This window comes from Ruegeria sp. AP7, from assembly GCF_056539905.1.
Genome location: NZ_JBQFVT010000020.1, coordinates 20,519 through 40,300, shown reverse-complemented (window position 1 = coordinate 40,300; position 19,782 = coordinate 20,519). Strand labels below are relative to the sequence as shown.

The 19,782-nt window shown below is 55.1% G+C and carries 23 protein-coding genes, 1 tRNA gene and 1 pseudogene; 13 read left to right on the top strand and 12 right to left on the bottom strand.

Annotated elements, in window-relative coordinates; translation table 11 throughout:
* The first annotated feature begins 36 nt into the window (after window positions 1-36).
* Both ACR0KN_RS21600 and ykgO read left to right on the top strand, forming a co-directional pair.
* Window positions 37-111: transfer RNA gene (locus ACR0KN_RS21600), tRNA-Val, on the top strand.
* Window positions 112-201: 90 nt separating this feature from the next.
* Window positions 202-327, top strand: a complete 126-nt coding sequence (gene ykgO / locus ACR0KN_RS21595; protein ID WP_005648635.1) for a type B 50S ribosomal protein L36 — start codon at window positions 202-204, stop codon at window positions 325-327.
* Window positions 328-409: 82 nt separating this feature from the next.
* On the opposite strand, the gene ACR0KN_RS21590 is transcribed toward ykgO, so the two are convergent.
* From ACR0KN_RS21590 to ACR0KN_RS21580, 3 genes are all read right to left on the bottom strand, one after another.
* Window positions 410-1,840, bottom strand: a complete 1,431-nt coding sequence (locus ACR0KN_RS21590; RefSeq protein ID WP_480656501.1) for an NAD-dependent succinate-semialdehyde dehydrogenase — start codon at window positions 1,838-1,840, stop codon at window positions 410-412.
* Between the two features lie 104 nt (window positions 1,841-1,944).
* Window positions 1,945-2,889 carry a LysR substrate-binding domain-containing protein gene (locus ACR0KN_RS21585; protein WP_480656486.1) on the bottom strand — a complete coding sequence of 315 codons (945 nt, stop codon included), beginning with the start codon at window positions 2,887-2,889 and terminating at the stop codon, window positions 1,945-1,947.
* Between the two features lie 2 nt (window positions 2,890-2,891).
* Complete coding sequence (locus ACR0KN_RS21580) at window positions 2,892-3,665, bottom strand: aspartate dehydrogenase (protein ID WP_480656484.1); 774 nt, start codon at window positions 3,663-3,665, stop codon at window positions 2,892-2,894.
* Between the two features lie 146 nt (window positions 3,666-3,811).
* Here ACR0KN_RS21580 and ACR0KN_RS21575 point away from each other — a divergent pair, with 146 nt between their 5' ends.
* The 10 genes from ACR0KN_RS21575 to ACR0KN_RS21530 all read left to right on the top strand — a co-directional run bounded on the left by ACR0KN_RS21575 (window position 3,812) and on the right by ACR0KN_RS21530 (window position 12,883).
* A complete protein-coding gene (locus ACR0KN_RS21575; RefSeq protein ID WP_480656482.1) occupies window positions 3,812-4,765 on the top strand; it encodes a dihydrodipicolinate synthase family protein in 954 nt (317 codons plus the stop codon).
* 95 nt (window positions 4,766-4,860) lie between these two features.
* Entirely contained in the window at window positions 4,861-5,403 is a 543-nt protein-coding gene (locus tag ACR0KN_RS21570) for a 3-hydroxyanthranilate 3,4-dioxygenase (RefSeq protein ID WP_480553524.1), read from the top strand.
* Between the two features lie 64 nt (window positions 5,404-5,467).
* Window positions 5,468-6,403, top strand: a complete 936-nt coding sequence (locus tag ACR0KN_RS21565; RefSeq protein WP_480656499.1) for a TRAP transporter substrate-binding protein — start codon at window positions 5,468-5,470, stop codon at window positions 6,401-6,403.
* A gap of 63 nt (window positions 6,404-6,466) precedes the next feature.
* Entirely contained in the window at window positions 6,467-7,000 is a 534-nt protein-coding gene (locus tag ACR0KN_RS21560; RefSeq protein WP_480656480.1) for a TRAP transporter small permease, read from the top strand.
* Window positions 6,997-8,256, top strand: a complete 1,260-nt coding sequence (locus ACR0KN_RS21555) for a TRAP transporter large permease (RefSeq protein ID WP_480656478.1) — start codon at window positions 6,997-6,999, stop codon at window positions 8,254-8,256. Before ACR0KN_RS21560 ends, ACR0KN_RS21555 begins: the two co-directional genes overlap by 4 nt.
* Window positions 8,257-8,421: 165 nt before the next feature.
* Window positions 8,422-9,084 carry a TetR/AcrR family transcriptional regulator gene (locus tag ACR0KN_RS21550; protein WP_480656476.1) on the top strand — a complete coding sequence of 221 codons (663 nt, stop codon included), beginning with the start codon at window positions 8,422-8,424 and terminating at the stop codon, window positions 9,082-9,084.
* A complete protein-coding gene (locus ACR0KN_RS21545) occupies window positions 9,081-10,280 on the top strand; it encodes a pyridoxal phosphate-dependent aminotransferase (protein ID WP_480656474.1) in 1,200 nt (399 codons plus the stop codon). Before ACR0KN_RS21550 ends, ACR0KN_RS21545 begins: the two co-directional genes overlap by 4 nt.
* Window positions 10,281-10,654: 374 nt before the next feature.
* A complete protein-coding gene (locus ACR0KN_RS21540; protein WP_480656472.1) occupies window positions 10,655-11,671 on the top strand; it encodes an extracellular solute-binding protein in 1,017 nt (338 codons plus the stop codon).
* Window positions 11,672-11,786: 115 nt separating this feature from the next.
* Window positions 11,787-12,341, top strand: a complete 555-nt coding sequence (locus tag ACR0KN_RS21535; RefSeq protein ID WP_480656470.1) for a helix-turn-helix domain-containing protein — start codon at window positions 11,787-11,789, stop codon at window positions 12,339-12,341.
* Window positions 12,338-12,883 carry a GNAT family N-acetyltransferase gene (locus ACR0KN_RS21530; protein WP_170475968.1) on the top strand — a complete coding sequence of 182 codons (546 nt, stop codon included), beginning with the start codon at window positions 12,338-12,340 and terminating at the stop codon, window positions 12,881-12,883. The genes ACR0KN_RS21535 and ACR0KN_RS21530 overlap by 4 nt, the downstream gene beginning before the upstream one ends.
* Here the strand turns inward: ACR0KN_RS21530 and ACR0KN_RS21525 are convergent.
* Together ACR0KN_RS21525 and ACR0KN_RS21520 are read right to left on the bottom strand one after the other, a co-directional pair.
* Window positions 12,867-14,123: a molybdopterin molybdotransferase MoeA gene (locus ACR0KN_RS21525; protein ID WP_480656468.1), complete on the bottom strand. Its 1,257-nt coding sequence runs from the start codon at window positions 14,121-14,123 to the stop codon at window positions 12,867-12,869. The two genes, ACR0KN_RS21530 and ACR0KN_RS21525, sit on opposite strands and share 17 nt — an antisense overlap.
* A gap of 252 nt (window positions 14,124-14,375) precedes the next feature.
* Window positions 14,376-14,630 carry a BolA family protein gene (locus ACR0KN_RS21520; protein WP_170546510.1) on the bottom strand — a complete coding sequence of 85 codons (255 nt, stop codon included), beginning with the start codon at window positions 14,628-14,630 and terminating at the stop codon, window positions 14,376-14,378.
* Window positions 14,631-14,737: 107 nt separating this feature from the next.
* Here ACR0KN_RS21520 and ACR0KN_RS21515 point away from each other — a divergent pair, with 107 nt between their 5' ends.
* Window positions 14,738-15,361, top strand: a complete 624-nt coding sequence (locus ACR0KN_RS21515) for a DnaJ domain-containing protein (RefSeq protein ID WP_010441101.1) — start codon at window positions 14,738-14,740, stop codon at window positions 15,359-15,361.
* A 2-nt stretch (window positions 15,362-15,363) separates the two neighbouring features.
* Here the strand turns inward: ACR0KN_RS21515 and ACR0KN_RS21510 are convergent.
* The 7 genes and pseudogenes from ACR0KN_RS21510 to hisD form a co-directional block, all read right to left on the bottom strand.
* Window positions 15,364-15,528, bottom strand: a pseudogene (locus tag ACR0KN_RS21510) (hypothetical protein); the annotation flags it as partial.
* Window positions 15,529-15,669: 141 nt separating this feature from the next.
* On the bottom strand, window positions 15,670-16,347 hold the full coding sequence (locus ACR0KN_RS21505) for an SOS response-associated peptidase family protein (protein WP_170546513.1): 678 nt from the start codon (window positions 16,345-16,347) through the stop codon (window positions 15,670-15,672).
* Between the two features lie 58 nt (window positions 16,348-16,405).
* A complete protein-coding gene (locus tag ACR0KN_RS21500) occupies window positions 16,406-16,999 on the bottom strand; it encodes a GNAT family N-acetyltransferase (protein ID WP_480656465.1) in 594 nt (197 codons plus the stop codon).
* The gene (locus ACR0KN_RS21495) at window positions 16,992-17,390 is read right to left on the bottom strand and encodes a ketosteroid isomerase-related protein (RefSeq protein WP_480656463.1); all 399 of its coding nucleotides are present in this window, start codon (window positions 17,388-17,390) and stop codon (window positions 16,992-16,994) included. Before ACR0KN_RS21495 ends, ACR0KN_RS21500 begins: the two co-directional genes overlap by 8 nt.
* A 2-nt stretch (window positions 17,391-17,392) precedes the next feature.
* The gene (locus ACR0KN_RS21490) at window positions 17,393-17,845 is read right to left on the bottom strand and encodes an arsenate-mycothiol transferase ArsC (RefSeq protein WP_010441093.1); all 453 of its coding nucleotides are present in this window, start codon (window positions 17,843-17,845) and stop codon (window positions 17,393-17,395) included.
* A gap of 3 nt (window positions 17,846-17,848) precedes the next feature.
* On the bottom strand, window positions 17,849-18,328 hold the full coding sequence (locus ACR0KN_RS21485; protein WP_170475985.1) for a UPF0262 family protein: 480 nt from the start codon (window positions 18,326-18,328) through the stop codon (window positions 17,849-17,851).
* A 97-nt stretch (window positions 18,329-18,425) separates the two neighbouring features.
* Window positions 18,426-19,727, bottom strand: a complete 1,302-nt coding sequence (gene hisD / locus ACR0KN_RS21480) for a histidinol dehydrogenase (RefSeq protein WP_480656460.1) — start codon at window positions 19,725-19,727, stop codon at window positions 18,426-18,428.
* Window positions 19,728-19,782 lie beyond the last annotated feature (55 nt).

Here is a 19,782-nt window from a genome sequence, read left to right as displayed (position 1 = left end):
CATTTCGTTATGGGGTAGGCCAAGCGACGGTTTCATGGGCGGTTAGCTCAGCGGTAGAGCACTTCGTTGACATCGAAGGGGTCACAAGTTCGATCCTTGTACCGCCCACCATGAATTCACTGCTTCGGATTTCCGGGGCACCCGATTAACCCAGGCGCTGGCCACGTCCTTGATGAAGGCGCCGCAGATTGGAGACAGACCATGAAGGTCAAGAACTCGCTCCGCTCGCTCAAGAACCGGCACCGTGATTGCCGGGTTGTGCGTCGCAAAGGCCGCGTCTACGTGATCAACAAGACGCAGCGCAAGTTCAAAGCTCGTCAGGGCTAAGAACTGCACATATCCGAATAAGAAACCGCGCCTTTGAGCGCGGTTTTTGTTTAGGGGTGAAGTGATTTGTGCGCCGCCTGGGTTAAGAGAGTTTGGCCGAGTGCCAGACATGCTTGACCGTCATGTAGTTCTCCAACCCTTCGGTTCCGCCCTCACGGCCATAGCCGCTAGATTTCACACCACCAAAAGGCGTTTCGGGCATCGAGGCTTCGAGCGTGTTGATCGACAGATTGCCCACCTCGACCTCATCGATCAAACGGTCGATATAATCTGCACGATTGGTGAAGGCATAACCTGCCAATCCATAAGGCACCGAATTTGCCTGCTCAATCGCATGATCCAATGAAGTGACCGGATTGATTACCGCCACCGGACCAAAAGGTTCTTCCTGCATGATACGGGCATTGTCGGGCACATTCAGTAGGACCGTGGGCTGAAAGAAGTAGCCCTTGTCACCATGTTTGGCTCCGCCCGTCGCAACCGTCGCGCCCTTTGCGCGGGCGTCTTCCACCAGTTCTGTCAATGCAGGTACCCGGCGATCATTGGCCAGTGGCCCCATCTCAACATTTTGGCTCATCCCGTTGCCGACAACAGTTGCAGCGGCGCGTTCGATCAACGCGTCTGAATACGCATCGAAGATGCTTTCATGGGCAAAGAACCGAGTCGGTGATGTACAGACCTGCCCGGCGTTGCGCATCTTTCGAACCGCGCTTGATACACCTGCCGCCCGAACATCGGTATCTTCGCAAACAATTACGGGCGCATGGCCACCCAGTTCCATCAGCACCTGCGTCATATGTTCGGACGCAAGCGTGGTCAGATGGCGGCCCACTGCTGTCGAACCGGTAAAAGCCACAAGCCGGATCGGTTCCTGCGGGATCAAGTGGTCAGAGATTTCTGCTGGGTTGCCGAACACAAGATTCAACACACCCGGAGGTAATCCAGCGTCGTCAAAGGCCTTTGCGATATGGATCGCACCCGCCGGTGTTTCTTCGGCCGCTTTCAAGATGATCGAACAACCTGAGGCGAGTGCACCAGCGATTTTCCGTGCCGGCTGGCTCATAGGAAAGTTCCAAGGTGAAAACGCGGCGACCACACCGATGGGCTGGTGATGTACCGCGAATTTATGACCCGGCGCAGCGGGTATGATCCGTCCATAGGTGCGCATTGCTTCGCCCGCGTCCCATTCAAAGAACTCGGCCCCTCGGATCACCTCAAGTCGGGCCTGTTTCAGCGGTTTGCCATGTTCCAAAGTGATGGATTGAGCGATCTCCACCTGACGTTCCCGCATCAGTGCAGCAGCACGCAGGATCGTATCAGCACGTTCGCGTGGTGCGGCGCGGCTCCAGATCTTGAGGCCTTTGACAGCCGCATCAAGCGCATCATCCAGATCGCTTTTGGACGCACAGGGAAGACGTGCGATTTCTTCTTCGGTCGCCGGGTTCACGACAGGCACATCCAGGCTGGTCGTGCGCCATTTTCCTGCGATGAACAGCTTAAGCTCAGGATACATGTAGTTGATGCCTCCGAATTTGGACCCTTTCAACTCATGCAATGGCTGACATTACTTCAAGTGAATTGGATGAATACTGATATCAAATTGGCGAATACCTGATCCTATTTCTGTTGCACTGCTTGGTGTAGCGCGGCTTTGAACGCCCGACCTGCCGGGGACAGATCGGCATCGGCACGAAATGAAACTCCGATGGGCCCCTGACCAAAGGGTACGTCCCAATCCAACGGTGTCAGATACCCGTGGGCAACGTCCTGCGAGACAACTTCGGCCGGCATAAGCCCAATCAAATCGCGCGATTGCAGCAAAGCCCGGTTGGTTAGATAGGACACGGATTCTATCATCACCGGCGGCACATATTGTTGCTGACCAACGAAGAAATGGTCGAGCTGTCGTCTGAGTGTGGTTTCCAATGGGGGCACAATCCAGCCAAAAGGCTTGGTCTGGGCAAACGAGATGTTCTTACGCCTGGCAAGGGGGTGCTGATTGCCAATAACTGCAAGTATGTGATCCTCGAACAGTTTCTCCTGCCTGATCTTGTCACGGTGTCGGTGCGAGGGCAGACGTCCTACCACCATATCGATTTCACCTGACAGCAATCGGGGCATCAGAACTTCATTCGTGCCTTCATTGATCTTGATTGCCACGTTCGGGCGATCGGCCAACAATATTTCAATTGCCGTTGGCAGCAGGCTGGTCGAGGCGGCGAGCAGAGTACCCACAACCACACGCCCCGAATTTCCTTCATTCAGGTCATCAAGTTCCTGCGCTGCGTTTGAGACTTGTGCAAAGATCAGCTTGCCATGACGGATCAGGGTCTCTCCGAACACAGTTGGGATGACACCGCGATTGGTTCGGCTGAATAGTTTGACCTCAAAGTCTAGTTCCAGATCCTGAATCATCTTGGTAGCGGCGGGTTGCGAAATGCCCAGCTCGCGCGCGGCATTCTGGATATTGCCGTGTGCGTCTACGGCAACAAGCAAGCGCAACTGGCGCAATTTCAGCCGAGTCAGGGCGCGGTCGACAATGCGTGAATGACGTCCCACCATGATCAGAGCACGACCGGACTTGAAATCTGTTCGAGTTTCGAGATGACGCTCATCGCGGCCAGTGCTGAGCTGCGCGGATTGTCAGGCAGGGAATTTCCGCTGATCTGAAAATGGAACTGCCCGAAATCGCCTTCGGCTTCGATCTCGTGGATGTTGCGCGTGATCGATGGGTCAGCGATCAGACGGACCTGCGTTTGGTCGAAACCCAGCCCTGCCAGCGCAACCGCCGCCGCAACATTCGCGTTTTTGGGATATTCCAGTGCAGCCTCTCGGGCGGTGCCTTTGAAATGCGTTTCCGCGATTGTCAGAGCCTCTAAGTCCAGTTTGTCCGCTGCCGGTGAACCCATCCAGCCCAGCGGCGGTTTCCGCCCGACATAGGTGACTTTTTCCAGCTTGCCCGTCGCTGCGGCACTAAGGCAATCGAGCGCTCCGATCGCACCGCTGGCCAGATGCAGCTTTGCCCCACCTTCCCGTGCGGCCGATGCCAACGCATCTGCCACCCTCTGACCCGCCAGTGCGCCAATGGAAACGGTAACCAGATCGAGGCCGCAAGCCAGAATCTGAGGCCCATACTCCTCCAGTGCTCGATGGCCCGCGCAATCAATCACCAGTTCCGTATTCGCCGAGAGCTTCGAAACCGAATCTACAAACAGTTCCGGATTTTGCGAAACGCTGCCCGATCTCACCAGCACCGCGCAAACCGAATGTCCCCGGGCCTGAACCGCGTTCGAAACATATTGCGCAATTGCGCCTTTACCAATCAATCCGATCTTCATGCGGCAAGCCTACTCCAGCGCTAAAGATTTCTAAATTGATAATCCATGGATATTATATTTTCCGATACCCAATTCCCGGCTTTCGCATTGGATCAGGTGGAATGATCGGGCTTTCATGATGCGGTCAACCGGAAGGCCCGTCCAATATGAAATACTCCAAGCACGATGCAAAAGCCTATGCGCGCGAACATATGACAGGAATTTGGGCAGCAGCCCTGAACCCGTTCAATGACGACCTTACGCTGGATGAGGCGGGGTTGAGGTCGAATATCCGGCACTGGATTGACGATCTGGGTATTCAGGGCCTGTTTGTAGCGGGTAAACAAGGCGAGTTCTTTTCGATGAGCCTTGAAGAGCGCAAACGAAACTTTGAGGTAGCCGTCGATGAATGTGCGGGCAGGGCCGGTGTGATCGTTTCAGTCTCGGATCAGAACATGGACACAGCGCTGGACCTGGCACGCCATGCGCAGAAATGCGGTGCCGACTACGTCGTTCTTCATGCGCCCGTTCTGAGTTTTGTTCAGGAACGCGGAGAGGTTCTGTACCAATATTATAAGCGGTTCTGCGACGAGCTTGATATTGGAATCGCTATGTGGAGCCATCCGGACAGCGGATATCTCATGCAACCCGAGGAATGCGCGCGGATTGCCGATCTGCCCAATATCGTTGCGATCAAATACTCGGTCCCGCGCGAGATGTACGTGAAGCTGACCCATATGGTCGGCGACAAGATTCATGTCTCCACCTCAGCCGAACATGAGTGGCTGGATAACATTCTCGAACTGAACTGGAAACTGTACCTGTGCTCGTCACCACCCTACCAATTGCAGAGCAAAAACGACCAGCGGATGAATGAATACACGCGGCTGGCCTTTGCGGGCAAAGCAGATGAAGCACGCAAGGTGTTCGACAGCCTGAACCCAGTGCGGGACGCAATGAAGCGTACCCGGCCTGCGGACAAACCCACCGCATTTGGCAAATACTGGCAGGAACTATTGGGGCAAACTGGCGGGCGGGTGCGGCCCCCGATGTTAGAACTGACAGAGGTCGAAAAAGAGATCATTCGCAATGGGTTCGAAGAAAGCGGACTTAAGGTTTAGCCCGATGGATATAAGCAAATCAGATATCTAAATGCAGATAATTTCTTTGCGGTTATGGGAAAACAGGCCAATCTTCTACTAACAGGGAGTGGGATATGTCGAAGTTAAGAGCATTCAACTTTCAGAAATGGATCGACGAACACCGTCACCTGCTGAAACCGCCTGTCGGCAATCAACAGATCTGGGAAGATGCCGACCTGATGGTCACTGTGGTTGGTGGACCGAACAAGCGGACCGACTACCATGACGACCCGGTCGAGGAGTTTTTCTACCAGCTAGAAGGTGACATGGTATTGAAACTATTTGATGGGAATGAGTTCTACGACGTCCCGATCCACGAGGGCGAGATTTTTCTGCTGCCGCCCCATGTACGTCATTCTCCGCAGCGCCCTCAGGAAGGCTCCATCGGGTTGGTTATAGAACCCAAACGGCAGACAGGTGAGCTGGACGCTATCGAGTGGTACTGTTTTGAGTGCGGATCGCTCGTTCATCGGGCCGAGATGCAACTGCAGTCCATCGTCAAAGACTTGCCGCCAGTCTACGAAAAATTCTATGCATCGGAAAACGACCGAACATGCCCGCAGTGCCAGACCGTGCATCCGGGCAAAGAGCCGCCTGAAGGCTGGGTCACACTCTGACACCAACAATAAAACAGGGAAACACATGAGACATTTTGCTAAGATCGCCGCATCTGCAGCCGCGATGGCTGTGACATCGCTGGCCGCCAATGCAGATGAATTCCGTCTGGGCCTAATTACTCCACCCCCGCATATCTGGACCAAAGCAGCAGAGTCCTTTGGGGCCGAGTTGAATGAAGCCAGTGGTGGCGCCCATTCCGTTTCGGTTTTTCCGGCCCGCCAGTTAGGGAACGAGGCCGAGATGTTGCAGCAGCTTCAGACCGGTGCGCTTGACATGGCATTCATGACGGTGGCTGAGGTATCGAACCGCGCGCCAGAATTGGGTGCGTTTTACGCCCCCTACCTGGCGGATGATATTGGCCATGCCGGGCGTATCCTGCGTTCGGATACCGCCAAATCAATGCTGGAGCCACTGCCCGGTCAGGTTGGCGTCGTGGGCGTTGGTTACGGTATGGCTGGCCTGCGCCAGATCGTCAGCCGGGGTGAAGTGTCATCAGCTGACGACTTGTCAGGATTGAAACTTCGGATCACGCCTTTCACGCCGATCCTTGATTTCTACAACGCAGTTGGGGCTGCTCCGACTCCGATGCCCCTGCCGGCGGTCTACGACGCACTGGCCAATGGTCAGGTCGATGCCATCGACATGGATGCCGAATTGATCTGGGTTCTGAAATACTATGATCACGCCGATACGATCGTGCAGTCGGACCACATGATGTTCCCAATGGTCGGTCTGGTTTCGGCCAAGGTCTGGGCCGGTCTATCCGATGAAGATCGCGCAATGATTGGCGATCTGATGGCCAAGCATGTGGACAGCACCATCGATGCCTATGTCGCCAACGAGGCCAAGTGGCTGGATCAGATCGAGGGAACCGGCAAGGCCTACAAGAAAGTGGATGCCTCGTTCTTCGGCGATGCCATCGAGGAATGGAACGGTATCTGGTCGGAAAAAACCTCATCCCTTGACGCATTGCGGGCGACTGCGGCAGAAACCAAATAAAAGTGAATACATCAAGGAAAGGGCGTAGGTCGATCCTGCGCCTTTTTTCATAGGGGATCAGCGATGTTGTACCGGCTGTCAGCCGCCTGGGCGCGAGTAGAGTTGTGGTGTGCCGCAGGCTTGGCGGTCTGCGTGACCCTGTTGATCTTGCTGAACGTGGTGACACGCACAGCAGGAAACGCGCTTTTCTGGGTGGATGAGTTGGCGATCTATGCGATGGTCTGGATGACGTTTCTTGGCGCATCAGCAGCGTTGCATCACCGCAACTCGGTCTCGATTACGCTCGTTGTTGATCTGGTACCACCTCATATCAGGGCAATCATCTGCAAGGTGGTGGATCTGGTTGTATTCGTTTTCGCAGCCGCAATGCTGTACTTCTGCTGGCGCTGGTTCCTACCTTTGGACATCGCGCGCGCTGGATTCGATACAGCGACCTTTCAGGGCAACACTTTCAATTTCATCTATGCTGAGCCAACCCTGACTCTCGGGCTGCCGAAATATCTGTTCTGGCTGGTCATGTGGCTATTCGCTCAGGGGGCCACATTGCATTCCACGATGCACCTGCTGGCTTGGCAAACTAAGGGCGCGCAATCATGAGCCCGATTGTCTTTCTGGCCGCACTACTTTTGTCGGTTCCCGTCGCCATCGTTCTTGCAACTACGGCGATCTGGTACATCTGGGAGAGCGGTAATACTGTTCTCTATGACAGTTTTGCCCAGAAGATGTTTGGCGGGCTGGAGAATTATGGCCTGCTGGCGATTCCCCTGTTCATGTTAACCGGAGAACTGATGAACGAAGGCGGCATGACGCGTCGCCTGGTTGCTTTGGCGCGTGTTTTTGTGGGCGGGTTCCGAGGTGGGCTTGCCTATATCAACCTGTTAGCCAACATGTTCATGGCCGCCATCATTGGCTCTGCTACCGCGCAGATTGCCGTAATGTCGCGCGCCATGGTCCCCGCGATGGAAGAAGAAGGTTATGACAAAGGCTTTGCCGCCGCGACCACAGCGGCGGGAGGCCTGCTGGCGCCCGTTATTCCGCCCTCAATGATGTTTGTCATCTTCGGAGTTCTGGCTCAGATCCCGATTGGCGACATGTTCATCGCAGGAATCATTCCGGGGCTACTTCTAGCCGGAGCCTTTGCGCTGGTGATCACTTTGATTGGGTGGTCGCAGCAGTTTCCCAAGGGCGTCTGGATGTCACGCCGCGACACGATGCGCGCTCTGATCGCTGCCCTGCCCGCCCTACTGATCCCTGTTTCGATTATCGGAGGCATCCTGTTCGGCATCGCCACGCCAACCGAATCCGCCGCCATTGCCTCGCTGATCGCATTTCTGGTTGGATGGTTGATCTACGGCGATCTTAAACCTCAAAACTTGGGCGAGATGTTCAAAAGAACTGCCTCAAACGCGTCGATGATCCTGTTCATGATCGCCGCCGCCAGCGTTTTCGGCTGGGTTATTATCTACGAAGAAATCCCCCAACATCTGGCAGGTTTGATCACCTCAATTACATCCGATCCGTTTCTGTTTCTGCTGATCGTCAATCTCGCCCTGCTTTTGGTTGGAATGGTCATCGACGGCATCGCAGCGATCATTCTAATCACACCCATTCTTTTGCCCATCGCAACCGGATCCTATGATATCAGCCCATATCAATTCGGTGTTGTCGTTTGCCTGAATCTGGTTCTGGGCCTGCTGACGCCACCTGTCGGAATCGGTCTCTACATCGCTTCCACAATGAGCGGCACGAGCGCGGGGGCTATTCTCAAATCTCTTTGGCCCTTTCTAATTGCAGTTGCCACCGTTCTGATCCTACTGAGCTACGCTCCAATACTGTCGACGGCTTTGATATAGCCCGTTCTACCCGGTTAGGTCTTTGTTGGGTGGTTCATCATCGTTTCCAACCCCGTGTACCGCAGAACGATTTTTACAAGAATAGCCGCCCATTCTTGATCCAATCCTTGGTTAAAATCACCTTGCGATAATCAATAGTATTCATAATTATACAATTGCATAACAATGGCATTTCATGGATTGGAAATGATAATCCAAGGTCGGAAATTCACGCGTCAATCCGCCGAATCTCGACGTGAAGCCCTGATTCAGGCGACGTTGGACCTGATTGCGGAGATAGGTTTACACGGCGCAACTGTCCGCGAAATTGCCGCTCGCGCAAACGTTACGCAGGGATTGATCCGGCATTATTTCTTATCGAAAGAGGAGCTGATTCAGGCCGCTTATGAACATCACATGAACGCCCTGACCGATCAAACCACAGCCGCGGCAGGTGATGGAACCGCAGTGTCTCAGCTAACCAATTTTGTAACTGCGTCGCTACAGCCTCCGGTAGTTGATCCGGCTGCTCTTGCATTATGGGCTGGTTTTCTGAACCGGGTGCTCCATGACCCCAAAATGCGGTGCATCCACCAACAGACCTATACCTATTTTCGCGACCAACTTGAGAAACTGATCGTTGCGGCATTGAACGAATCCGGACATTCGGTCAAAGCATCCGAGGCAACTCAACTAGCGATCGCCTGCAACGCGGTACTTGATGGGCTTTGGCTTGAAGGTAGCGCCATCCCGGAGGCTTTCTCTGATGGGCAACTGTCGCAGATTGGGCTGACAGCCATCAGTGCGATCATCAGAATTCCGTTAACCAAAGAAATGAGGCAGCCTTGAGAACCACTGACGTAACTAAGCGGCTCGCCGACTTGGGAGGGGCGAAATGGGGTGTACACCTGAAAGCACGAGAGCTTATCAAAACTGGTGCGGATATCGTCGAGATGACGATTGGCGAACCAGACGTCCCTGTTCCAGATACACTGATTGAAGCCACCGTATCTTCGCTAAGGGCTGCGCGCACTGGGTATTCCAATGGCCACGGTGAACCTGGTTTACTTACAGCGATTGCCGAACGCTACACAGCCAACCGCGGGCGAGTTTTTGAACCCGAGAATGTTTTGTGCTTCCCCGGAACCCAAACCGCATTGTTTGCAGTAATGGCCGGGGTGGCTCAGACCGGAGACGAGGTTCTTGTCGGGGATCCGATGTATGCGACTTACGAAGGGGTTATTCGCGCGTGTGGTGCCGACGTGGTGCCCGTTCCGCTTCGACCCGAATGCGGATTTCGCATGCAGGCGCAGGACATCGCGCCGCGGATAACATCGCGCAGTCGTGCTATTTTACTAACCACACCACACAACCCCACAGGTGCAATTCTGACCGAGACAGACATAGCCGAAATTGGACAATTGGCGATCAAACATGATTTGTGGATCATCTCAGACGAAGTCTATGAAGAACTCGTCTATGAAGGCGCAAGATTTGTTTCGCCATTAGCTATGTCGAATCTGGCTGATCGCGTTATCGCGGTTTCTTCGATCTCGAAATCACATGCGGCCCCCGGGTTCCGCAGCGGTTGGTGTGTCGGACCCGTCTCATTTTGTGAGGCTTTGCTACCTTTTTCCGAAACCATGCTGTTCGGGAACCAGCCTTTTATTGCAGACATGACAGAACTAGCGATCCGAAGCGGATCCGAAGTGGCCCCTGATATGGCTGAACGATTTGCGTCGCGCGCCACCCTGTTGGCCGAGCAACTGCGCGCCGAAACGAAGCTGACAGTGCACCGGCCAGAGGCAGGGATGTTTGCACTTATCAACGTCTCAGCCACCGGTCTAAACGGAGAGGCCTACGCCTGGGACCTATTGCAAGCTGGCGTGGCCGTCATGCCCGGATCAGCCTTTGGCGACGGCTTGAACGATTGGGTACGTGTCGCGCTGACTATCAGTGATGCCAAATTTTCCATTGCGGTCAGCCGTATTGTGGACCACGCCAATTTGTTAACCTGCGAACGCATCGGAGCAAGGCACGCTTAGACGCCGCATTAGAAAAATATTCATGATAGCATCGCTCTAAAGCAGTTGGTCTTAGTTGGTTCTACAATTTTGATTTAGCCCCAACACTTAGGGCTATGCCACTTGAATTGGTCTCGTTTGCTGCCAGAGGGCACGTGATCACCGATACATTTGACATAAAATGGGACGCGCAGAGCCTACGCGGTTCACTCCGAATAATGGCTGCGCCGGCAACTCAACTGCAGTATCCGATGCCTTGCCGCTTAAGCCTTCCAGCGCGGCGACAATTTGACCAAGTAATTTTGTCGGATTTGCTTGCATCTCCTGCCAAATTGTCTAATTGACTATTTCAGTCGGGTAAGCGCCCGCACCGAATTCTAATGTTGGGACACATCATGCTGAAATCCTCCACGTGTATCGCCGTCGCCTTGACGGCTCTGATCTCCACCTCGGCTGCAGCCGAAGGTGAGCTGAACCTTTACTCTTCGCGCCACTATGACACTGATGAGCGCCTGTATTCTGACTTCGAAGACGCCACCGGCATCACCATCAACCGCATTGAAGGCAAAGCAGATGAGTTGATCGCGCGGATGGAAGCTGAAGGTGCGAATTCACCTGCCGATATCCTTCTAACAGTCGACACGTCACGTCTGGCCCGCGCCAAGAATGCTGGTATTCTGCAACCCATCGAAAGTGCAGTGCTGGAAGAACGCATCCCGGCCAATCTGCAGGATCAGGACAATCAGTGGTACGGATTCTCACAACGCGCACGGATCATCTTTTACGACAAGGCCGACGTTGCCAATCCCCCAGCCACTTATCTGGATCTGGCCAAGCCAGAGTATGAAGGACTGATCTGTATACGGTCGTCAAGCAACACTTATAACCAGACACTTTTGGCGTCGATCATCACCAACCACAGTGCGGAAGAAGCCAAGAAATGGGCCGAAGGCGTTGTCGCCAATATGGCCCGCGAGCCACAGGGCGGTGACACCGACCAGCTGCGCGGTATCGTTTCCGGCGAGTGTGAGATCGCTGTTTCAAACTCCTACTACTTTGCTCGTGCTATGCGTAAAGACGTAAAAGGCCTGAGCGCAGATATCGATATGATCGGCGTGCAGTTCCCGGCTCAAGACGCCGAGGGCGCTCATATGAATCTGTCGGGCGCAGGTGTCGCGGCGAACGCGCCGAACAAAGAGAACGCCATCAAGTTCCTCGAATATCTCGCAAGCGATCAGGCCCAGGTATATTTTTCAAACGGAAACGATGAGTTTCCAGCGGTCGAAGGTGTAGCACTGGCCGACAACGTTGCAGCGTTGGGTAATTTCAAAGCGGATGAGGTGAACCTTTCGGAAGTCGCCAAGAACATCCCCGAGGCCCAAAAAATCTTTAATGAGGTTGGCTGGAAGTAAGTTATCTGGCAACCCGAGCAGTTAAGGGCGCGGATATTCCGCGCCCTTTTTTGTTGCGCACTACATTATTTTTGGCATAATTCTCAATTATGAAACTGATTCCCACATTTGATCTATGCTAGACAACCTCTCAAACCGCCTTGCAAAACGTCTGAGCGAGCTGCGTCAGGGCCGTGGCTGGTCGCTTGAACAACTGGCGGACCAAAGCGGTATCAGCCGAGCCACCCTTTCGCGGATGGAAAATGGTGATGTTAGCCCAACCGCCGAAACCCTTGGACGTTTATGTGCGGCTTACAGCTTGCCGATGTCGCGCTTGTTGATGATGGTCGAGGACAGTTTCGACCCTAAGGTGCCTTTTGAAAAGCAACCCGAATGGCACGACGCCGAAAGCGGTTTTACGCGCCGGTCGGTCTCACCTCCGGCGACGGGGCTCAGCGGTGAAGTGATGGAGGGCCATCTGCCCCGCGAAACCGTCATAAACTACGAGACACCACCCAAACCGGGGCAGGAACATCATCTGATTGTTCTGGACGGCGAATTGGCGCTGACAGTAGACGGAGTGCGCCACGCACTCAGCGGCGGCGACTGTCTGCGCTATCACTTGTCCGGACCCACGCAGTTTGAAACCGGGGAGAAACGAGGCGCGCGTTATCTGCTGGTGCTAATATGATCTCGCGCTTGTCCGAGGCCTTTTTCGATGCCGCACTGGAGGATTTGTCGGATATCCTTCATCGGTGCGTGCATACCGGTGCCAGCATAGGTTTCATCCTGCCATTTTCACACGAAGCCGCCCTTACATATTGGCGGGATCGGGTGCGCCCCGGCCTGCGCCAAGGCACGCTCGATCTGTTTGTTGCCTATGGTGATGGACGCATTCAAGGTACAGTGCAATTGATTCAGGCCACAATGCCAAACCAGCCCCATCGTGCAGATGTTGCCAAACTGCTGGTCCACCCCGATGCCCGCCGCCGTGGGCTGGGACGCGCCCTGATGACCGCTTTGGAAACGCGGGCGGTTGAACTGGGAAAATCCTTGCTGGTTCTGGATACCCGTAGCTCCGATCCTTCACGAGTATTGTACCAGTCGCTGGGTTTTCAAATCTCTGGCGAAATTCCAAACTATTGCCGCAACCCGTTCGAAAATCGACTGGAACCCACAACCTATATGTTTAAGGACCTGAGCTTATTACCGGTCGTCAAAACAGTCGGTTAAATCTCAAAAACTCAATCCGGTGCCCTTTAGGCAGGTGCGCGATCTCTGCCGGGATTACCGCCAACCCGTCGGACTGTGCCAGCAATGCCACCCGCCCGCTGTAGGATGCCGCCAGACATCGCAACTGCGGAGTTCCGTCTGACGATTTGCCTTCAATCCGCACCGGCCGGAATTCCTGCCTACCTGCGTGACGTTGCAATGGCTCTGCCAGAACAGCTTGCTCGCTTTCCGGCTGCGTGTGGCTCAATCCTGCCTTCCGCGCCATCATATGCGACCCGATGATCTGCCATGTGACATAAGCAGATACTGGATTGCCCGGTAGCCCTACATATAGCGCATCCCCACGGCGCCCGAACATGATTGGCTTGCCCGGCTTCATTGCCACCTTCATCACATCAGTCTCACCGCCAATTTCCTTGAACAGGCGAGGCATATGATCTTCATCCCCCACCGAAACGCCACCTGTTGTGACGATTAGATCAGACGTTTCACAAGCCTCCTCCAACACGCGCTTCAGAAGTTTGGGGGCATCTTCGATCTGGCCGCAATCCGTTAAATCAATCCACGGCTTGTTCAACAAAGCCAACAGCATATACCGATTGGAGTTGTAAATCTGGCCGGGGCCCAGCACTTCATCCGGCTCGCGCAACTCACTGCCAGTCGAAAAAATTGTCACCTTCAGTTTGCGATATACCTTGACGCGCCCGTGACCAGAAGACGCCAGAACGGCAGCTTCGCGCGCAGTAATCTCACATCCGCGGGACAGAATCTGGGCCCCGACCTGTAAATCCTCGCCCGTGCGGCGTATGTGTTGACCGGGCTTGGGCCGACGAGAAAATCGAATGCGGTCTGCGATTACACTGCAGTCCTCTTGCATAAGAACGGCATCAAACTCCGTTGGAACCGGAGCGCCGGTAAAAATACGCAACGCGCTGCCCACAGGTGCGTTGTGCATTCCGCTATCACCGGCGGCCATTCGCCCGCCTATCGGCAATTCAAACTCAGCCCCTTCGTCCAGATCACCAGTCCGAATTGCGTAGCCATCCATGGCCGAATTGTCGAAGGCTGGCATGTCGACCTTACTGTAACACTCCTCAGCCAGAACACGCCCGATCGCTTGCTGCAGCGGTAAGGATTCAGTGTTACCAACTGGGTGCGCGATCGACAGGCCAAGGGTTAAGGCCGCATCCACGGTTTGATATATGAGAGCGTTACGGTCACAATCACACCCATCAGCCATTTTGAGCCCTCTTAATCCATTACTCCGATCGCTCTGGCAGGCCAGAGATCGACGTGGCGAATTTAAAGAGCGGTGAATTGCAGTTCTTTGATCGAGGTTAAATCTGCAATAAATTCGAGATCAGCTATTTTCCCTCTGAAAGTGGGCTGTGTGCCAAGCCAACCCAATCATTCTAACTCTGCAGTTGGCGATTCTGGCGGGTCAATCAAATTCGGACACGCGCAAATTTGACTACGCCCGAGGTTTTGACCGCTATACATCAATATCCAACGCCAGCGCATGGATACGCGGCACGATGTCTCCCAACGCTTTATGAACCGCGCGATGGCGGGCAACACGAGTCTGGCCAGTAAAGGCTTCCGACCGGATGCGAACGTTGAAATGGCTCTCTCCACCCTCTTGATAGCCTGCATGACCGCGGTGGCTTTCGCTATCATCGACTACATCAAGCTCAGTCGGATCAAATGCTGCCTGCAATCGGTTACGGATTTCGTCGGTCACGCTCATTTTTTTGCTCAACGGCAAATAAATTGCCGTTCCCCTCTTCTACTTTCGGCTGCTTAGATTAAACTGCTGCCTCCGAGTCGAAAAGATGCCTTCGTGAGGTTGTGCAGATGGTAAAGTCAGATCCCTTCGGGTTCGATATGTCCGTGTCCAGCGCTAAGAAAAAGAAGCCGCGCGGGCGCCGAGGCATGTCGGGTGCGTCCGAAACTTCGGTGCGAATCTGCGATCACGAGGGTTGCGAAGAGGCCGGCAAGTTCCGCGCGCCCAAGGCACCTGATGTTCTGGATGATTTTTTCTGGTTCTGCCAGCAACACGTGCGCGAATATAATCAGAAATGGAATTTCTTCGACGGCACCACCGAGGCCGAGTTGAATGCACAGCGCTCGAAGGACAAAGTGTGGGAGCGTGAGACCAAACCTATGGGTGACCCCGAAGCACGAGCATGGGCACGCCTGGGCATCGAGGACCCGCATCAGGTTCTGGGCGAAAACGCCACCAAGAACCCCGGCCGTGCCAACTCTGGCGGCCGCCGCCTGCCCCCCACCGAACGCCGCGCGATCGAGATTCTCGAAGCTCAGGACAGCTGGTCCAAGGCTGAAATCCGGAAGGCTTATAAGAAACTGATCAAGGTGCTGCACCCCGACATGAACGGTGGTGACCGGTCGCAGGAAGAACAGTTGCAAGAGGTCGTCTGGGCTTGGGACCAGATCAAGGACAGCCGCAGCTTCAAGTAAGGTTATGCGGGAGCGGTTCGGCTTGGTACACGAACAATGCTTGTTTCGCGACATTTTCCGATTCCCGGATACATGCTGTTTGTAGGATCAATCCACTTGTAGAACGTCGCCAAATCGGGTTTGGCGGCGTAGAGGTGCCCGACATTGTGTTCGGCTGGGAATTCAGCGCGCATTTGCTTGCTTATCATGGATGGCACGAGCGAGGCACTCGTCGGATCGCAAGGCTCTATACCGTGGCCCCACACAGTACAATCCGCTCCATAATAACCAGCCAGGTTCACCGGACGGCCTCTTACGCTCTGGTTCAATCAAAAATCAAACGCCGTCTGAACCGGCGGGGAATATGGCTCGATCATTTCTTCGCCTTCGCTATCGCGCTTAATCGGTCTTACAGTGTGAAACTCGAAGCGGCCCTCGTAACCTGCTCCAAGCGATTTCTGAGCGTCCTGAGGTGTCGTTACCCCCGACAACCAGCTTTCAATCTCATCAGGCGTCAGGATGACCGGCATACGACTGTGAATATGGGCAATCTGCGGGCTTGGCTGACGGGTTAGAATCGAACAATTGTGACTTCCGTCTTGTGTTCGAACAAAACCGGCGAAGAACATGGTAGGTGCGTTGCGCTTGACCGTAATAAAGACCGGGCAATCATGGCCCTGGTCTTTTGGCCACTCATAGTACCCCAACGCCGGGATCAAGCAGCGGCCGTTGTCCCAATAATCTTGCCAGAAACCTACATTTTCAATCTTCGAGTTTATGACGGGCTTCGCGCTACGCGGGTCCTTCAACTGCCAGCGTGCGGTTGTCAGTTCTGCGGTGCCATTCGCCCACCGGATCATGCCGATCTGATTGGTCGGGGAAACATTATAACCGCCTGTTGGCAACTGGTCGGGCAAATGAGGCGAAACTTTTCCGTAGAGAAAATTCTCGAGTATCGCCAACATCTCGCGCTGCGTCAGGTGACCGGCTGCAAACTTACCACACATGCCACGATGATATTGGGTGGCGATAATCGGGGCAAGTGGGCGCTTGCCCTCAAGCATTTTACAGATCACGAATCCAAAACTGCAATGGTTTTTGGTTTTCAAACTCCTCGCCCACATCCTTCCACGAGAACTGCGCAACCACCCCCGGTAACGGCGTGTATCCCCGCGCGCGCCAGAAGGCATCAAGCGGACGGTAATCGGCGGGTCGCATCGGATGGTTGTCTGGGCGCTGGACGCTGCAGAAGGCGCATTTGGTGAAGCCCAACGCACGCGCATGTTGCTCGCGCAGGTCAAAGAACTTATGCCCTACGCCTTGTCCTCGGTAGCGCGGCAACAACACGGACTCTGCGCAGTAGAAGATGTTTGAAAGGTCCAGATCCGTCTCTGCAAAGGCTGCAGCGAAGTCGTCAGCATGATCGGTCAGAGGGGCCCCGGTCGAGGCGCCGACCAACCTGTCGCTATCAAAGGCACCGACAACGATAGCCCTGTCACTGTCCCGATAGGATCGCAGGTATTCCCGTTCATAGGCCAAATCGCCATCATAGAGATATGGCCAGACCCGGAACACCTCGATCCGCAGGCGCGCCACATCGTCTAGCGCAGCCTCAAGTGCCGCTCCGGTCAAGGGGCGGACATCCGTGATCTCAGCCATTCGAAACCTGTTTGGTCCAGTCAGCAAGATTGTAGTAGGTCGTCACGCGTGTGATCTTACCACCCCTGAGGTCAAAGAACGAACCCGCAGGCAGGCGATAGGTCTGGCCATGCGCCTCAGGCAACCCCTCATCGGTTTCCAGATAGGTGCCGTTGACGATAAACTCGGCGGCGGCGCGGGCGCCGTGCTCGGCCTCGAAGATCACAATATCGGTCAGGTTCTCGCGGTAGCAACGATTCATATGGGCGCAGAAGGCGGCAAATTTCTCTTTGCCGACGCGTATCTGACCTTCGTTCACATGATGGGCCACGTCATCGGAGAGGCAGGCCAACATGCCTTCCACATCACCCGCATTGAAGGCATCAAAATAGGTTTTTACAGTCGGGTTCATGGTCACTCCGTCGGTTCGCCCCAGCGGTCTTTCAGATGCGAGATGATCTGATCGCGGGTCTGTCGATAGTGACGTAGCTTTTCCTCGCGGGATTCGCCTAATCCGGTAGGGTCCATAATTGGCCAATAATCGACATCGAGGTGAAAAAACCGGGTCAGTTCCAGCGCCTTTCTCTGGCTGGCTGGCGATAGGGCCACAATCAGGTCAAACGAGCTGAGATCGTCGCCCCATTCCTCCATCTCGTCGAATGATCGCGAACGGTGGCGGGACAACTCGACTTCGATCTCCTGACAGACAGCTATGCAGAAGCCGTCGATATCAAGATCACCGTGGACACCTGCGGATTGCACATAGGTGCCAGTCCCATAAAATTTCTTCATGATGCCTTCGGCCATGGGGGACCGAACCGAATTGTGGTCGCAACAGAACAGAATGGACTGCGGCAGAGACGTCACCCGTCAGCCTCCGAAATGCAGCACGCAAATCAGCGTGAACAGGCGGCGGGCGGTGTCGGTGTCGATATCGGCTTTGCCTTCCAGCCGTTCCTGAAGCACGCGGCTACCTTCATTGTGGATACCGCGCCGGGCCATATCGATGGTTTCGATCTGGCTTGGCGGCAGGTTCTTCACCGCGTTGAAATAGCTCTCACAAATCTGGAAGTAGTCTTTGACCACTTGGCGGAACGGCCCCAGCGACAGATGAAACTCAGCCGCCTTCTCGCTCGCCTCGGTTTCAATGTCGAATACCAGACGTTTGTCGCGGATTGACAGTTGCAAGTGGTATGGCCCGTCCGGGGTTGCCCGGTCGTCGCGCGAAGGAAGGGTGAATGAATTCTCCTCAAGCAGATCATAGATGGCGACCTTGCGCTCCTGCTCGATTTCGGGGGTCGGCGGGGGTAGGTTCCGGTCATCCAGTTCGATATGCGAGATACGGGTCATCTTAACAGTCACAATCCTTACGTCTGCACAGACCTATAACAACGGATTTCAATGGGCAACGCACAGAAGTGGCATCGCCTCAAGTCATCGCGCCACATCAACCGTTCAACCGGTTCAGGCGTGCCGTAACCGATAATCCGTGCGCGTCAAGGCTTTCCGACTTCGCAAGCATTTCGGCTGCCGGACCGATGATGCGGAGAGCCTCAGGCGTCATTTGGCTGAGCGTGGTTCGTTTGAGGAAATCCATCACGCTGAGTCCTGACGAGAATCGCGCCGAACGTGCGGTTGGCAGCACATGATTAGGGCCGCCGACATAGTCGCCGATGGCTTCGGGCGTATACTGGCCGAGGAAGATGGCACCTGCGTGGATGGTTTTCTGGCTCAGAGCCTCTGGGTCGGACACGCAGAGTTCCAGATGCTCGGGGGCGATACGATTGGACAATGCGGCGGCCTCATTCAGATCACGCACGGTAATCACCGCGCCGAAATCACGCCAACTGGCACCTGCGATGGTACGGCGCTGAAGGGTCCCAAGGCGTTTCTCGACGGCTTGGGCAACGGCCTCACCGAAATCGGCGTCGTCAGTAATAAGTATCGATTGCGCACTTTCGTCATGCTCGGCCTGGCTGAGCAGGTCCAAAGCGATCCAGTCGGGGTCGTTGTCCCTGTCGGCAATGACCAGAATTTCCGAGGGACCGGCGATCATGTCGATGCCAACTTTGCCGAACACCCGGCGTTTGGCAGCAGCAACAAAGGCATTGCCCGGCCCGGTGATCTTGTCGACCGGCGCAATGGACTCGGTGCCATATGCCAGCGCGGCCACGGCCTGCGCACCTCCGATACGATAGATTTCATCCACACCCGACAGCTGCGCCGCCAGCAGGACCAACGGGTTCGCCTGACCGTCAGGTGTTGGAACGACGATGGCCAGCCGGTCCACGCCCGCCACTTTCGCGGGAATTGCGTTCATCAGAACCGATGAGGGGTATGACGCCAGTCCTCCCGGCACATAGAGCCCCGCAGCCGACACCGCGGACCAGCGCCAGCCGAGCGTCGCCCCGGCCTCATCAGTCCACCGATGGTCCTCGGGCATCTGTTTTTCGTGGTAGGCCCGAATGCGGTCAGCCGCCAGTTCCAGCGCTGCGCGATCCTCTGGCGTAACCCGCGCGACGGCTTCAGCGATCTCATCTGCAGAGAAGGCCATGGTTTCGGGCGTCAGCTCGAGACGGTCGAATTTCGCGGTCAGCTCAATCACAGCCGCATCGCCTCGGGCCCGCACATCGTCGATGATTTGTGCGACGACCGCGTCCACATCGGGGCTGTCCTCGCGTTTTGCGGATAGCAGCGACTGAAAAGCGGGCTCGAAATCAGCTGCAGTCGTATCGAGGAAAATGGGCATGTAGGGTACTCCGAAGGCGTTTAAACGGGTCTTATCGCCGGGACCGCGTGGCCTC

Excerpts from the sequence above, each read along its gene's own strand:
- ykgO (WP_005648635.1), top strand. The coding sequence starts at position 202 with ATGAAGGTCAAGAACTCGCTCCGCTCGCTCAAGAACCGGCACCGTGAT.
- ACR0KN_RS21590 (WP_480656501.1), bottom strand. The coding sequence starts at position 1,840 with ATGTATCCTGAGCTTAAGCTGTTCATCGCAGGAAAATGGCGCACGACC.
- ACR0KN_RS21585 (WP_480656486.1), bottom strand. The coding sequence starts at position 2,889 with ATGGTGGGACGTCATTCACGCATTGTCGACCGCGCCCTGACTCGGCTG.
- ACR0KN_RS21580 (WP_480656484.1), bottom strand. The coding sequence starts at position 3,665 with ATGAAGATCGGATTGATTGGTAAAGGCGCAATTGCGCAATATGTTTCG.
- ACR0KN_RS21575 (WP_480656482.1), top strand. The coding sequence starts at position 3,812 with ATGAAATACTCCAAGCACGATGCAAAAGCCTATGCGCGCGAACATATG.
- ACR0KN_RS21570 (WP_480553524.1), top strand. The coding sequence starts at position 4,861 with ATGTCGAAGTTAAGAGCATTCAACTTTCAGAAATGGATCGACGAACAC.
- ACR0KN_RS21565 (WP_480656499.1), top strand. The coding sequence starts at position 5,468 with ATGGCTGTGACATCGCTGGCCGCCAATGCAGATGAATTCCGTCTGGGC.
- ACR0KN_RS21560 (WP_480656480.1), top strand. The coding sequence starts at position 6,467 with ATGTTGTACCGGCTGTCAGCCGCCTGGGCGCGAGTAGAGTTGTGGTGT.
- ACR0KN_RS21555 (WP_480656478.1), top strand. The coding sequence starts at position 6,997 with ATGAGCCCGATTGTCTTTCTGGCCGCACTACTTTTGTCGGTTCCCGTC.
- ACR0KN_RS21550 (WP_480656476.1), top strand. The coding sequence starts at position 8,422 with ATGGCATTTCATGGATTGGAAATGATAATCCAAGGTCGGAAATTCACG.
- ACR0KN_RS21540 (WP_480656472.1), top strand. The coding sequence starts at position 10,655 with ATGCTGAAATCCTCCACGTGTATCGCCGTCGCCTTGACGGCTCTGATC.
- ACR0KN_RS21535 (WP_480656470.1), top strand. The coding sequence starts at position 11,787 with ATGCTAGACAACCTCTCAAACCGCCTTGCAAAACGTCTGAGCGAGCTG.
- ACR0KN_RS21530 (WP_170475968.1), top strand. The coding sequence starts at position 12,338 with ATGATCTCGCGCTTGTCCGAGGCCTTTTTCGATGCCGCACTGGAGGAT.
- ACR0KN_RS21525 (WP_480656468.1), bottom strand. The coding sequence starts at position 14,123 with ATGGCTGATGGGTGTGATTGTGACCGTAACGCTCTCATATATCAAACC.
- ACR0KN_RS21520 (WP_170546510.1), bottom strand. The coding sequence starts at position 14,630 with ATGAGCGTGACCGACGAAATCCGTAACCGATTGCAGGCAGCATTTGAT.
- ACR0KN_RS21515 (WP_010441101.1), top strand. The coding sequence starts at position 14,738 with ATGGTAAAGTCAGATCCCTTCGGGTTCGATATGTCCGTGTCCAGCGCT.
- ACR0KN_RS21505 (WP_170546513.1), bottom strand. The coding sequence starts at position 16,347 with ATGTGTGGTAAGTTTGCAGCCGGTCACCTGACGCAGCGCGAGATGTTG.
- ACR0KN_RS21500 (WP_480656465.1), bottom strand. The coding sequence starts at position 16,999 with ATGGCTGAGATCACGGATGTCCGCCCCTTGACCGGAGCGGCACTTGAG.
- ACR0KN_RS21495 (WP_480656463.1), bottom strand. The coding sequence starts at position 17,390 with ATGAACCCGACTGTAAAAACCTATTTTGATGCCTTCAATGCGGGTGAT.
- ACR0KN_RS21485 (WP_170475985.1), bottom strand. The coding sequence starts at position 18,328 with ATGACCCGTATCTCGCATATCGAACTGGATGACCGGAACCTACCCCCG.
- hisD (WP_480656460.1), bottom strand. The coding sequence starts at position 19,727 with ATGCCCATTTTCCTCGATACGACTGCAGCTGATTTCGAGCCCGCTTTT.